The sequence below is a fragment of the Vibrio aquaticus genome, assembly GCF_003970385.1.
GTDB classification, from domain to species: domain Bacteria; phylum Pseudomonadota; class Gammaproteobacteria; order Enterobacterales; family Vibrionaceae; genus Vibrio; species Vibrio aquaticus.
On record NZ_RXZH01000002.1, the window covers coordinates 1 to 13,606 of the forward strand.

11 protein-coding genes are annotated in these 13,606 nt (G+C 45.7%); 9 read left to right on the forward strand and 2 right to left on the reverse strand.

The genetic code is table 11. From position 1 onward, the window contains the following. From EJ063_RS05975 to purF, 7 genes are all read left to right on the forward strand, one after another. On the forward strand, positions 1-1,304 hold a 1,304-nt coding region (locus EJ063_RS05975; RefSeq protein WP_279630374.1), incomplete at its 5' end, for a FimV/HubP family polar landmark protein. A gap of 89 nt (positions 1,305-1,393) precedes the next feature. Then, positions 1,394-2,188 (forward strand): tRNA pseudouridine(38-40) synthase TruA, encoded by a 795-nt coding sequence (gene truA / locus EJ063_RS05980; protein WP_126573127.1) that lies wholly within the window; start codon positions 1,394-1,396, stop codon positions 2,186-2,188. A gap of 175 nt (positions 2,189-2,363) precedes the next feature. Next, on the forward strand, positions 2,364-3,290 hold the full coding sequence (accD, locus tag EJ063_RS05985; RefSeq protein ID WP_126573128.1) for an acetyl-CoA carboxylase, carboxyltransferase subunit beta: 927 nt from the start codon (positions 2,364-2,366) through the stop codon (positions 3,288-3,290). Positions 3,291-3,334: 44 nt separating this feature from the next. Beyond that, complete coding sequence (gene folC, locus EJ063_RS05990; RefSeq protein WP_126573129.1) at positions 3,335-4,600, forward strand: bifunctional tetrahydrofolate synthase/dihydrofolate synthase; 1,266 nt, start codon at positions 3,335-3,337, stop codon at positions 4,598-4,600. After that, a complete protein-coding gene (locus EJ063_RS05995; protein ID WP_126573130.1) occupies positions 4,601-5,137 on the forward strand; it encodes an SPOR domain-containing protein in 537 nt (178 codons plus the stop codon). A 63-nt stretch (positions 5,138-5,200) separates the two neighbouring features. Next, complete coding sequence (locus EJ063_RS06000) at positions 5,201-5,692, forward strand: CvpA family protein (protein ID WP_126573131.1); 492 nt, start codon at positions 5,201-5,203, stop codon at positions 5,690-5,692. A gap of 35 nt (positions 5,693-5,727) precedes the next feature. Then, the gene (gene purF / locus EJ063_RS06005) at positions 5,728-7,242 is read left to right on the forward strand and encodes an amidophosphoribosyltransferase (protein WP_126573132.1); all 1,515 of its coding nucleotides are present in this window, start codon (positions 5,728-5,730) and stop codon (positions 7,240-7,242) included. Between the two features lie 76 nt (positions 7,243-7,318). Here purF and znuB read toward each other — a convergent pair whose 3' ends face one another. Both znuB and znuC read right to left on the reverse strand, forming a co-directional pair. Then, the gene (gene znuB / locus EJ063_RS06010; protein WP_126573133.1) at positions 7,319-8,104 is read right to left on the reverse strand and encodes a zinc ABC transporter permease subunit ZnuB; all 786 of its coding nucleotides are present in this window, start codon (positions 8,102-8,104) and stop codon (positions 7,319-7,321) included. After that, entirely contained in the window at positions 8,097-8,882 is a 786-nt protein-coding gene (gene znuC / locus EJ063_RS06015; protein WP_126573134.1) for a zinc ABC transporter ATP-binding protein ZnuC, read from the reverse strand. Before znuC ends, znuB begins: the two co-directional genes overlap by 8 nt. 81 nt (positions 8,883-8,963) lie before the next feature. On the opposite strand from znuC, the gene EJ063_RS06020 reads away from it, so the two are divergent. Together EJ063_RS06020 and EJ063_RS06025 are read left to right on the forward strand one after the other, a co-directional pair. Beyond that, positions 8,964-9,842 (forward strand): zinc ABC transporter substrate-binding protein, encoded by an 879-nt coding sequence (locus EJ063_RS06020; protein ID WP_126573135.1) that lies wholly within the window; start codon positions 8,964-8,966, stop codon positions 9,840-9,842. Positions 9,843-10,115: 273 nt separating this feature from the next. Further along, the gene (locus tag EJ063_RS06025) at positions 10,116-13,370 is read left to right on the forward strand and encodes an AraC family transcriptional regulator (RefSeq protein ID WP_126573935.1); all 3,255 of its coding nucleotides are present in this window, start codon (positions 10,116-10,118) and stop codon (positions 13,368-13,370) included. The last annotated feature ends 236 nt before the right edge of the window (positions 13,371-13,606 follow it).

The window sequence follows — 13,606 nt, forward strand, 5'->3', positions numbered from 1 at the left end:
TAGAGCTCCCAGAATACAGTGAAGAAGAAGCGTTAGCCGATGCCTTTGCTGAACCTGACATGCCAGAGCCAGAGTTATCGCAACCTGAGCCGGTGGAAGCGGAAGAGCCAGCGCTAGAGCTCGATGACCTAGAGCTCCCAGAATACAGCGAAGAAGAAGCGTTAGCCGATGCCTTTACTGAACCTGACATGCCAGAGCCAGAGTTGTCACAGCCAGAGCAAGTTGAAGCGGAAGATCTCGCGCTAGAGTTGGATGACCTAGAGCTCCCAGAATACAGTGAAGAAGAAGCGTTAGCCGATGCCTTTGCTGAACCTGACATGCCAGAGCCAGAGTTATCGCAACCTGAGCCGGTGGAAGCGGAAGAGCCAGCGCTAGAGCTCGATGACCTAGAGCTCCCAGAATACAGAGAAGAAGCGTTAGCCGATGCCTTTGCTGCACCTGAACTGGACATGCCAGAGCCTGAGTTAGCACAGCCAGAGCAGGTTGAAGCGGAAGAATCATCGCTAGAGCTCGATGACTTAGAACTACCTGAGTACAACGAGGAAGATCTGCTGGCTGATTTGGAATCTTCAACAGAAGATTTGCCCGAAGAAAGTGGTGACTTTGAGCTTGAACCGGTTGAACTGCCTAGCCTTGACGAACTACACACTGAACGTGCGCCTCAAGGTGAAGACTTAGCGCAGCTGCAAGACTATGATGAAAGTGCTTTTGACGAGCTGCTGTCTGAAAGCGAGCAAAAGCCAGCGAGCTTCTCATTTGACGGACCGCTTGACGAGACTACTTCGGACAGCGCAGGGATGGATATTGATGCCATGCTTGAAATTGGGGAAGACTGGAATGGTTTCAGTTTGTCCGATGAGCAGCAAGCACAGATCTCTGATGATATTCCAGAAGAAGATCAAGCTGTCTGGTCGCAAGATAACTTGCCAGAACAGGCGCAAGTCTTGGATGAGAACTGGGAAGATCAGCCAAATCTAGACGAGTTCAATCCGCAGGCTAACAAGTATCGAACGATTGATGAGTTGATGGCTGAAGTTGAGTCTGAAGAAGAGATGGCCGTAGAAGAAGAGCTTAAACTGGATGTCGGTCTTAATGACTTCCCTGATGTAATTGGGGACATTGGCGGAGGAATGGATGTTGACGCGAACTCTGAAGCTGCAGGCAAAATCGATCTGGCCAAAATCTACCTGGAAATGAATGACGCGCAAGGCGCACGTAAATTACTGGAAGAGGCCGTTGTTGATGGTAATGACGAGATTCGTCGAGAAGCCAAAAATCTCATTGATCTTATCGACAAATCGTAAGGTTTAATTCTAGAGGGGGCGGTTTAGCCCCCTTATTTTTTGGTATATACTTCCCGCCCCATTTTAGTCAATCCTGTGAGAACACCCTGATGAGAATTGCTTTAGGTATCGAATACAATGGTACTCAATACTATGGCTGGCAGCGCCAAAGAGACGTAAAGAGCGTTCAAGAGAATTTAGAACGTGCATTAAGTGTTGTCGCTAATCACCCCATCGAAGTTCAATGTGCAGGGCGCACAGACGCAGGCGTACACGGGACTGGGCAAGTCGTGCATTTTGATACCACCGCAACTCGTAAAATGGTCGCGTGGACGATGGGTGCTAATGCTAACTTGCCTGACGACATTGCTGTTCGTTGGGCTAAAGAAGTGCCAGAAGAATTCCATGCGCGATTCTCAGCGACTGCACGTCGCTACCGTTACATCATTTTTAACAGCGCACTACGCCCAGGCATCTTATCGTCTGGTGTGAGCCACTATCATGGTGAGCTGGACGAGAAAAAAATGCACCAAGCAGCGCAATACCTGCTGGGTGAAAATGACTTTACCTCGTTTCGAGCGACACATTGCCAATCGCGCAGCCCGTGGCGAAATATGATGCACATTAACGTGACTCGTCATAACCAATATGTCGTGATTGATATCAAAGCCAACGCGTTCGTTCACCATATGGTACGAAACATCACCGGCAGCTTAATTTGTGTGGGTCGTGGTGAAAAAGAACCTCAGTGGATCGCAGAGCTTCTAGCAGTGAAAGATCGTAAGTTAGCAGGAGCAACGGCGAAAGCTGAAGGACTCTACTTAGTCGACGTTGATTACCCGGCGGAATTCGAATTGCCAAGAGTGCCGATTGGGCCACTTTTTTTGCCAGACAACTTGAACTAAACCGTGGTAAATTGTCGAAATAATCAGACTCTTAGTGCGTGAGAGATCTATTCAGAAAATAGGTACAACCAGTTTTTTGTCTACACTTGGCATTTAATATGCTTTAATCCTCACGCGTAAATTCAGAATTTGTATCCTTCGCATTGCGCGCGGGAATAGAGAGAAAAGGTCTTCCATGAGTTGGCTTGAAAAGATTTTAGAAAAAAGCAACATCGTAAGCTCACGTAAAGCGTCTATCCCTGAGGGTGTATGGACTAAATGTACTTCTTGTGAGCAGGTGCTTTACCACGCTGAACTAGAGCGTAACCTAGAAGTATGTCCGAAATGTGACCATCACATGCGAATGAAGGCGCGTCGTCGTCTAGAAACATTCCTTGATGAAAACAATCGTGTAGAAATTGCAAATGAACTTGAGCCACAAGATAAGCTGAAGTTTAAAGATTCTAAGAAATACAAAGACCGTATTTCTGCTGCTCAAAAGAGTAGTGGTGAGAAAGATGCATTGGTCGTAATGAAAGGTGAGCTGTTAGGTCAGCCTATCGTTGCTTGTGCATTTGACTTCACATTCATGGGTGGTTCAATGGGTTCTGTTGTTGGTGCGCGTTTCGTTCGTGCAGCAGAAGCCGCAATGGAAGCAAACTGTGGTCTAGTGTGTTTTTCTGCAAGTGGTGGTGCTCGTATGCAAGAGGCGTTGATGTCTCTAATGCAAATGGCAAAAACCAGTGCAGCGCTAGAGCGTATGTCAGCGAAAGGCCTACCGTTTATCTCAGTTATGACAGACCCAACAATGGGCGGTGTTTCTGCGAGTCTAGCAATGCTTGGCGACATCAATATTGGTGAACCAAAAGCGTTGATCGGTTTTGCTGGCCGTCGTGTTATCGAGCAAACGGTACGTGAAGATTTACCAGAAGGCTTCCAACGCAGTGAGTTCTTATTAGACCACGGCGCGATCGATATGATCGTTGACCGTCGCGAAATGCGCCAGCGTATTGGTAGCTTGATGGCGAAGATGAACAATAAACCATCACCTTTAGTGGTTTCAGTCGACGATTCGCCAAATGAAGCTGCTTATTCTGTACCAGAAGCAGACGAAAAAGGGTAAAGTAACTCACTAACAGGCAACCACAATTCATTGGTTTAAGTTAGATGAGTCAAACCCAAATTCCTCAAGCCACATCTCCACTCGCGATGTGGCTTGATTATTTAACCAACATCCACACTTCTGCGATCGATCTTGGTCTTGATCGTGTCCAAGCTGTCGCTAAGTCAGCAAACCTCACCAAACCTGCACCTACCGTCATCACCGTTGCTGGTACCAATGGCAAAGGCTCGACGTGCGCTTTAATGGAAGCGATTTTACTCGATGCAGGCTATTCAGTTGGTGTTTACAGCTCTCCTCATCTTATTCGCTACAACGAGCGTGTAAGAGTCAATGGTCAAGATCTTCCAGATGAAAAGCACACCGAAGCCTTCGATTTTATCGAGAAGCAACGTGGTGATATTACCTTAAGCTTTTTTGAGTACGGTACGCTTGCGGCGTTGCGATTATTCCAAACTGAAAAAGTCGATGTCGTGTTGTTAGAAGTGGGCTTAGGTGGCCGCTTAGATGCAACAAACGTGGTTGATCATGATGTATCGGTTATTACGAGTCTAGCGATTGATCATGTTGATTGGCTAGGCGATGACATCAATGTTATCGGCTTTGAAAAAGCGGGCATCTATCGCTCTAATCGACCTGCGATTTGTGGTCAGCCAAAAGCGCCATCTACAGTCGCGGCGCACGCTGATGACATTGGTGCAGAGCTGTTCCAAGTCGAGATTCAATACAACTATGAGCAAGTCAGTGATCAAAGTTGGCGTTGGACGCACGGTTCTTATGAGCTAGAAGATCTTCCCGTTCCGGGCTTACCTCTACAAAACGCAGCGACTGCATTAATGGCATTAGCGACCTCTAACCTAGATATTACAGACATTAATATCGTGAAAGGGCTAGAGAATGCGACGCTCCCAGGGCGTATGCAGGTATTAAACGACAAGCCAACCATTCTCCTTGATGTTGCCCACAACCCTCATTCTGCAGAGTACCTTGTAGAGCGTGTTGCTAAGCAATACCCAAATCAATCGATTCATACGGTTGTCGCTATGCTCCACGACAAAGACATTCAAGCCACACTTGAAGTGTTAGCCCCTGTGGCTTCCAATTGGTATCCAGCGTCACTGTCAGGCCCTCGAGCGGCGAAAGCAGAAGAGTTATGCCAATACCTGCCTAAAGCAACACAGCAGTTCTCAACGCCTATCCGTGCTTTTGAATCTGCAATGACAAACGCAAATGAAGAAGATGTCATCCTAGTCGTCGGCTCTTTCCATACCGTAGGCGAAGTGTTAGAGCATTGGCAAAAGAAAGGAGCGTAAATGGCCAGTAAATTTCAAAACCGTTTAGTGGGTACCATCATCTTAGTGGCGATAGGCGTGATCGTACTGCCGGATGTGTTAGATGGTAAGAAAACGCACTATAAAGAAGAGATTGCGAGTATCCCCTTAAAACCTGAACTCGACAGTGAGCTCGAAAGTTTCGAGGTGATGGATCCTGTTGATGATTCACACAGTCTACCGGATACGCCAGTTGCAGTGACCGAATACGGTGATTCTTCAGAGGACGACAAACCATTACCAGTGGTGGTGAAAGAAGTCCCAGAAAGAAATGAATACCAAGATTCTGGTTGGATTGTGCAGTTGATGGCATTAAAGAATGCAGACAATGCAAAAAATCTGGTTAATGACTTACAAAAACGAGGTTATCAGGCTCATACCAAACCCGAGAATGGTTTTACCCGTGTAATTATTGGTCCGGATGTATCGAAGAGTAAATTGGAACGCCAGATTATTGAATTAGAAAAAATCACCGGCTCAAAAGGCCAATTGCTCAAATTTAAACCACTAAACCCATAAGAAAACGTTTGCGTCAGCGTTTTTTCTGTTAAAATGCGCGCCAACTTAAGATGTAAGTACAGAATGAATACATTAGATATCGTCATTTTAGGTGTGATCGGGCTCTCTGCTTTGATCAGTTTAGTTCGCGGTTTCGCGAAAGAAGCATTGTCATTAGTGATTTGGTTTGGGGCATTTTTTATTGCCAGCCAGTACTACGCAAAACTCGCGGTGTACTTTTCCAATATCCAAGATGAAATGATTCGTAACGGAGCAGCGATAGCGGCCTTGTTTATTGCCACACTGGTTGTTGGTGCCATCGTTAACTATGTGATTGGCCAACTCGTGCAAAAAACAGGTTTGTCAGGAACAGACCGAGTACTGGGTATCGTCTTCGGAGGGCTACGTGGAGTCCTTATTGTTTCTGCCGCACTATTTTTTATGGATGCGTTTACATCGTTTCCTGAATCACAGTGGTGGAAAGGTTCGCAATTGGTACCGGAATTTAGCCGTGTTATTGCCCCTTTCTTCGAACACTTACAAGCAACATCTAGTTTCTTATCTGGCGCGCTCTAACGCGCCAGTCATTGTCTAAAATCGAGGGTTAAGACATGTGTGGTATTGTTGGAATCGTGGGCACTTCGCCTGTAAACCAGTCTATCTATGATGCATTGACGGTATTGCAGCACCGTGGCCAAGATGCTGCGGGTATTTGTACCATAGAAAGCAATCGTTTCCGTCTGCGTAAGGCGAACGGTTTGGTTAAGGATGTGTTCGAAGCAAAACACATGCAGCGCCTACAAGGTACAGTCGGAATTGGTCATGTTCGCTACCCAACAGCGGGTAGCTCAAGTGCTTCTGAAGCGCAACCTTTCTACGTAAACTCTCCATTCGGTATTACACTTGCTCACAACGGTAACCTAACCAACGCGGCAGAAGTTCGAGAGAAACTGTTCGAAAAAGATCGCCGCCACGTTAATACAACGTCTGACTCTGAAGTCTTATTAAATGTACTTGCTCACGAAATTGACACAGTCAAAGGCAATGTCAATGCAGATGATGTATTCCGCGCTGTAACCAATGTTCATCGTGCAATCAAAGGCGCTTACGCCGTGACCGCGATGATCATCGGTCATGGCATGGTTGCGTTCCGCGATCCTAATGGCATTCGCCCTCTATGCCTAGGTAAGCGTGAAATCAATGGTGCGACTGAGTACATGGTGGCGTCTGAGTCAGTAGCATTGGATGCAGTTGGCTTTGACTTTGTCCGCGATGTTGCGCCTGGTGAGGCAATCTATGCGACATTCGATGGCCAGCTGCATACTAAGCAGTGTGCTGATAACCCTGTATTGAACCCTTGTATTTTTGAGTTTGTTTACTTTGCTCGCCCTGACTCTTTCATTGATAAAGTCTCGGTCTACAGTGCTCGTGTAGAGATGGGCAAAAAGCTGGGTGACCGCATTCGTGATGAGTTTAGTCATCTGGATATTGATGTGGTTATCCCAATTCCAGAAACTTCATGTGATATCGCACTGCAAATTGCTCAGGCGATTGATAAGCCATACCGCCAAGGTTTCGTAAAAAACCGCTATGTTGGTCGCACGTTCATCATGCCGGGTCAGCAGCAGCGTAAGAAGTCGGTTCGCCGTAAGCTCAATGCGATTCGTTCAGAATTCAAAGATAAGAACGTTCTTTTGGTTGACGACTCAATCGTCCGCGGTACCACATCAGAACAGATCATTGAAATGGCGCGCGACTCTGGTGCAAACAAAGTGTTTATGGTCTCTGCAGCACCCGAAATCCGTTTCCCGAACGTTTACGGTATCGATATGCCAAGTGCGAGTGAGCTCATTGCCCACGGCCGTGATAACGACGCCATCTGTAAGCAGATTGGTGCTGATGAACTGATTTTCCAAACACTCGAAGATTTGGTTGATGCGGTAGGTGTCGGTAATTCAGATATCGCTAAGTTTGAAGCGTCGGTATTTAACGGTGAATACGTAACGGGTGATATCGACCAGAAGTATCTAGAGTTTCTTGAGTCTCTGCGCAGTGATGATGCGAAAGTTCAACGTGAGATTCAGCAAGACCTCGCTAACTTAGAGCTGCATAACGAAGGTGCGTAAGCGCTGACTATCAAGTATGAAAAAGCCGATGTGAAAACATCGGCTTTTTTAATTTTGGCGTTTTTAATGGAACTTATTAGCTCTTAACGCGATGTAGCTGACTGAGCATAAACATAGCGGTTGCACTGATAACGACCGATGGCCCTGCCGGCGTGTCGTAATGCCATGACATGGAGAGCCCAAGCAGAACGGCAATACCACCAATCAAAGAAGCAAGCATTGCCATTTGTTCAGGTGCATGAGCAAATCGGCGAGCCGTTGCCGCAGGAATAATAAGCAGTGATGTCATGATCAGTGCTCCCACAAATTTCATACCAATGGCAATCACTAAGCCGACCATCAACATTAAAACCAGTCGCATTAGGTCAACGTTATGGCCCTCAACCGCAGCAAGATCTTCATTGACCGTTGTGGAGAGTAATGAACGCCAGAAGATACCTAATACTGATGCAACAACAAGAACGCCGCCGTAGATATAAATAAGGTCTTCAGGCGTGACTGCCAGTAAGTCACCAAATAGATAGCTCATTAAGTCGATTCGGACGTTGTCTAAAAAGCTCACGGCAACCAGGCCGAGTGACAACGCACTGTGAGCGAGAATACCCAGTAAAGTATCGGTCGCGACCAATTGCTGTTTCTGTAACGTTACGAGGATAACGGCTAAAGCCAAACAGCAGATTGTGAGGGCCAAATAGAGGTTCACATCGAGTAAGAAGCCTAATGCTAACCCCATCAAAGATGCATGAGCCAGGGTGTCGCCAAAATAGGCCATGCGGCGCCATACAACGAAAGAGCCAAGAGGTCCTGCGATAAGAGCGATACCGAGGCCAGCAAGAATAGATGGTAATAAAAACTCAATCATGATGATGACCGTGAGAATGATGAGAACATTGTGAGCTGTCACCGGAGACAGGTTGCCCGGCTAAATCATGGTGATGATGATCGTGCTGGTGGTGGTAGAAAGCAAGTGATTGATGGTTCGCATGACCAAACAAGGCAATATATTTAGGATGTTGAGCAATATCTGCGGGTGCACCTGAACAACAAATATGATGATGTAAACAGATCACATCATCGGTTTTTGCCATAACCAAATGCAAATCATGAGACACCATAAATACCGCACAATTGAATCGGTGACGAATCGTATCGATCAGTTCATAGAGATCGATTTGCCCTTGAACATCCACACCTTGAGCGGGTTCATCAAGTACCAAGAGATCTGGACGTTGCAGTAGGGCGCGGGCAAGTAAGACGCGCTGGTTTTCTCCACCAGAGAGGGAGTGCATATTGTTTTTGAGTAAATGCTGCGCGCCAACAAGCGTCAAGGCTTCATTAAGCTCTTGTTGGCTGAATTTTCCGGCAAGTCGTAAAAAGCGCTCAACGCTCAAAGGCAAGGAGTCATTGAGTTTCAGCTTTTGCGGTACGTAGCCAGTCTTAAGGCCCTTGGTTTTTATTAATTTGCCTGAATAGCGGCGCTGAAGCCCTAACAACACTTTGACTAGTGTTGATTTACCTGCGCCATTGGGGCCGATTAACGTTGTTATTTTACCTCGTTCGAGGCGTAGACTAACCTTGTCGAGAACGTTGCGTTCGTCAAACTGAACACAGATATCATTTAATTCGACCAGTGCCGACATGAATGGAACTCATTTGCAATTGAATATTGTTATAATGTAACATTTGTTGGTCCGTTAAACCAGAGAGTAATCTATTTCGTTATGAAACGTTTTATTTTTGCGTGTGCGCTAACCATGATGGGCAGCGCGTTTGCCCAAGCTTCAACCATTTTAACTTCAATCAAACCCATTCAACTGATTACTCTAGAGCTAACACAAGGTATCAGTGAGCCCGGTGTGTTGCTCGAATCTAACACGTCCCCTCATGACTATGCGCTTAAACCATCCGATGTAAAGCGTGTGCGTAACGCGGATCTGGTGATTTGGTTTGGTGATGATCTCGAACCTTTCCTGTCTAAAATCTTACATGAGCAATCGAATGTACTGACCCTTAGTGAAATCGAAGGATTGGCCCTGAGAGAATTTGGCGGTGAGCACGAGCATCATGATGGTCATGATCATGGCAGCCACGACCCGCATTTCTGGCTAGGTTACCAACCAACCTTGCAAGTGGCACAAACGATCACACAGCAGCTACAACAGATTGACTCTGAAAATGCTAAGCAGTACCAAGCAAACTTAACACAGTTTGAGTCTCAGCTTGCCGCGCAGCAAGAAGCGTTCAAAACCCAACTCGCGCCAGTGTCTGAGGCGGGTTACTACGTATTCCATGATGCTTATGGCTATTTTGAGCAAGACTTCCCTTTGAATCACTTAGGATATTTTACTGTAAGCCCAGATAGAAAACCGGGGGCGAAAACATTGATTTCAATCCGTAAAGCCCTTGCTAACCAAGATGCAAAATGTGTTTTCTCAGAGCCTCAGTTTACACCAGCCGTTGTGCAGTCTGTGGTCCGAGGCAGTGATGCCAACACTGATGTCTTAGATCCAATTGGATCGGATGTGAAGGTTGAGCAAGGTGGATACTTCCAACTAAAGCAGAACTTAGCAGACAGCTTTAGCCGTTGTTTAAGCCAGTAGTGTCTGTTGGCTTAAATCATCGTTGAAATTGTGAGCTAAAGGCACTTTTCCTTTAGCTTACGATTCGACTTGTGAGGCCCTTTAAAAAGTCATCAATAATTCCCTGCTGTGACTTGTTAATCTGTCGAATTCCTAGATAATTATTATCACAAAATAATAAGCGTGATGATTACAATGGTAGGCCTCTATAGGTTTACTTTTTGCTGCTAGGGATTTAAGCCATTGATTAGATTCATATGGATGCTCAGTGTGGTGCTTTTTTCTGCACACACAATGGCGTCCAATTCCTCGTTGAAAGTATTTTATCCTTTGCCTTCTCAGGCTGAAGGTAAAGTCTTTGCGGCTAAACAATTGTTTCTATCTGATGGTGGCGGTATCTGGTTACAAGATGTTCGTAACCAAGTTTTGTTCTTTGATGGACAAAGTATTATGCCGGAAGTGGGCTCTGCTTTAGACTTCGAAGCAGAGCAAGTGGCGTTTATTGACAATGCTTTTTGGACCTTTTTCCAAAATGAAGTTTATCGAACGGTTCCCAATCAAGAAAAAGAACTGATATTTAGCCTCACGCCCGGGAGTGAAATTCTCCGTATGGGCGCTTCAAAGCGTTTTATATGGCTGTCAGATGAGCGCAACTTCTACACGTACAACGTTGATAGCAAAGAGTTTCAAACCTTCTCTCTTATGGAAGTCTATCAATATAATCAGTCTTCCAAGATCCTCATCAATGATGCTCAATTCATCTTTTCGCGCTGGGTATTAGCCACCAACGCAGGGGTTTACCTTTCTAAAGGCAATGAGTTCGAACATATTCCCAATTCAGGAAAGAACTATGTTGAGAAGCTCTATTTCTCTGATAAACGCCGAGAGTTGATCATCGGAACACTCAATGGCTCGTTGATTTTCGATATTGTGAACCCTGCAGAACCGATCAAAACGATCGCAGGCAGCCATGTTTTAAGCATTACTGAAACTAATCAAGAGTATTGGATTGGGACAGAGAAAGGGTTGTTTGTTTATTCTTTCTTGACCGGCGAAACCAAGCGATTTGATCAAGGCTTCCTTGCCGGAAATGAACTTGCTGGTGAAAAAATTTACTCGTTGCTGAATGACAATGCGGGTGGAATTTGGATTGCGACAGACAGAGGGGTTCGTTACTTCTCTTTGTTTTCCCATAAGTTTGACCGCTTTCCTAACGCCGCGCTCTCTTTCACTAGCCGGAATGAGACGCTACTAAAATTGCTTCAGGCAACGAATCGTGACGGCTATTGGGCACTGACCGATACCGGTGTTTATCAGATCAATTTATCAGCCCATGGCAGACGTACACCAATATTTAACGGCAAAGTCCATGATATAGAAGATCGTGATGGAGTACTTTGGCTCGCCACCGATGACGGGATTATCTGCATTGACGGCAGTAGCGGTGAGATAATAGAAGATGCACTCCCTCCCTTTCTTAAGCAGACTCGTGTCGACTTTTTGGAAATGATTGACCGCCGAGTATGGGGTGCCAGTAGAGAACACCTCTGGAGCTATGATTTAGATACGAAAAAGTTAACTCAGTACGGCTCTGAGTGGATGCTCGAAAAATATCTTCCTGCTCAATTAACTGAGATGAAAGTGACGAAGCAAGGTGCGTTAGTCTTGGGGACAGAGCATGGCGTTTACTTACTGCGAGATGGGCAAGTGCTCTTTGTTGGAGAGAGCGTACCTTTCGGTGAGGTCATTGATATCGCTCAGCCGTCAAAGGATGAAGTGTGGGTTGCGGCTCGTTATGGTTTGTATGAGCTCAGTTTGCACCAAAGCCAAGTTAAACCACTCACCATGGTTAATGGCCATATTACCCCGAAATGTTTGCTGCAAAATCAAGACGGGATATGGTTAACTTCCTCTGCGGGCCTGTCTCGTTATGACAAAAGTGGTGAGGTTATCCATCATTATGGTGAACCTTTTGGCCTGATTAATAATGAGTTCTCACCTGGATTATGTAGCTACAGTAGTGACAATAATCGAGTTCTCTTGCTAGGCACAAAGAGTAGCTTGGTGAAAGTGAATACTCACGAATTGGTAGTAAGTCGACTCCCAGAAGTTCAAGTGATCTTCAGTCAAGTGAAACGAGACCAGCAGCTTTACTCGCTCGGAATTACATTCTCAACGAAACCCAAACTAGACTACCGAGAATCCATCACTTTTCAGTTTGGCGTGATCCCAAGAGCGGATAATTTGGATTTAGAATACCGACTGAATGATAACTCTGAGTGGCTCCAACTTGATGGCACGACATTGACGATCCAGCATTTAATGCCGGGTCACTACAAGCTTGATGTTCGTGCTCTGCGTGGTGGAAAGGTGCAGGGGCAGAGTGAAAGCTACTCTTTCTCTGTAACAGAGCCATGGTTTATGACCACCAGTGCGATTGTGGCTTATATCGTTATCTTTATTTTAGTGGTTATCTCTGCTGTTTATTGGCGTTCAAGGCTGATGTCAGCGGCGAACCGAGAACTAAAAGGGCAAGTCGCGCTCAAAACCAACCAATTACGTCACCAAAGTCGAATCTTGCTGACGAATAACCAGCAACTCCGTAAGCAACTGCAAGTGAGAAGGCTGATTTTCTTGCAATCGGTTTCCGCTTTAAAAGACAAATTGAAACTGTTGCCGATAGGGGAGGCTACGCCTAACTCGGTCGTGCAGCATGTCACACGTGAGCTGGATCTGATTGCCAATACTCGCTCCACCAATGGCAGTGCTCTGCCGGTGCACAACCTAACTTTAACGCTGCAATCAGCCTTAAGTGGTTGGAAAGATGAACTCACCAAGGCGGGCATTAGCGTTGAACTAGACGCTGAAGATGAACTTTATATAGGTTTGGTCAACTTCAATCTGGATGAGATATTCAGTCTATTATTTGATGGTGTGATAAAACGTTGTTACCGAAATCAAACAGTGATTATTCAGTTGGTTCACCGAGATGAGACGGTGACGTTTTCCATGCTTGATCAAGGTGAAGGGTTAGATAGTGCGTCTATGCTGACTTCTACCGTGCAAAACCTTCGCTCTTTGGTTGAGCAAAGTGGCGGGGAAATGAGTATTCATGTGTCAGACGAAAGAAATCTGCTGGAGCTTACTTGGCAAGCCAGTGATATTTTTGATGAGCACTCAATAGTGACAGTGAATAATAATAGTGAGAGCCCACTACTGAATGATGATGACCCTTGGTTAGAGAAGGTTGTCAAACTGGTTGAAGAAAACTATGCCGACCCTGACTTTAGTACATCATCAGCAGCAAAACTGTTGTTTGTTTCGGAGCGTAGCCTCCAGCGGCGTTTGAAGTCGGCCATCGAGAAAACATTTACCGAGTATCTTACCGAGGTGCGCTTAGATAATGCCTGTCGCCGTTTGCTGGCTGGAGAGAAAGTATCAGACGTTGCCTTCGAGTGTGGGTTTAATGACCCTTCTTATTTTAGTCAACGATTCAAACATCGTTTTGGCATGTCTCCGACTCAGTTTATCGAACAGCAAGATAAGTAATCTACCTTCCACACTCATTGGCCACAGGTTAGTGAGTGTACCTATATCTCGATTCCCTTCCGTCTGCTTTCCGATTCATCCGAATTAGCATTACTTGAGCAAGGCCAATAGCACATTCACAAGTCGCCAGAGTATGTTTATAGGTGTTGACAGCCGTTTAGTCTATTTCTTTACAATCTTGAGTGCTGAGTGCTGAGTGCTGAGTGCTGAGTGCTGAGTGCTGAGTGCTGAGTGCT

What these genes read in the sequence shown, in the direction of transcription:
- znuC (WP_126573134.1), bottom strand. Translation starts at nt 8,882, where the DNA reads ATGTCGGCACTGGTCGAATTAAATGATATCTGTGTTCAGTTTGACGAA.
- truA (WP_126573127.1), top strand. Translation starts at nt 1,394, where the DNA reads ATGAGAATTGCTTTAGGTATCGAATACAATGGTACTCAATACTATGGC.
- EJ063_RS05995 (WP_126573130.1), top strand. Translation starts at nt 4,601, where the DNA reads ATGGCCAGTAAATTTCAAAACCGTTTAGTGGGTACCATCATCTTAGTG.
- folC (WP_126573129.1), top strand. Translation starts at nt 3,335, where the DNA reads ATGAGTCAAACCCAAATTCCTCAAGCCACATCTCCACTCGCGATGTGG.
- EJ063_RS06025 (WP_126573935.1), top strand. Translation starts at nt 10,116, where the DNA reads ATGGCGTCCAATTCCTCGTTGAAAGTATTTTATCCTTTGCCTTCTCAG.
- EJ063_RS06020 (WP_126573135.1), top strand. Translation starts at nt 8,964, where the DNA reads ATGAAACGTTTTATTTTTGCGTGTGCGCTAACCATGATGGGCAGCGCG.
- accD (WP_126573128.1), top strand. Translation starts at nt 2,364, where the DNA reads ATGAGTTGGCTTGAAAAGATTTTAGAAAAAAGCAACATCGTAAGCTCA.
- EJ063_RS06000 (WP_126573131.1), top strand. Translation starts at nt 5,201, where the DNA reads ATGAATACATTAGATATCGTCATTTTAGGTGTGATCGGGCTCTCTGCT.
- znuB (WP_126573133.1), bottom strand. Translation starts at nt 8,104, where the DNA reads ATGATTGAGTTTTTATTACCATCTATTCTTGCTGGCCTCGGTATCGCT.
- purF (WP_126573132.1), top strand. Translation starts at nt 5,728, where the DNA reads ATGTGTGGTATTGTTGGAATCGTGGGCACTTCGCCTGTAAACCAGTCT.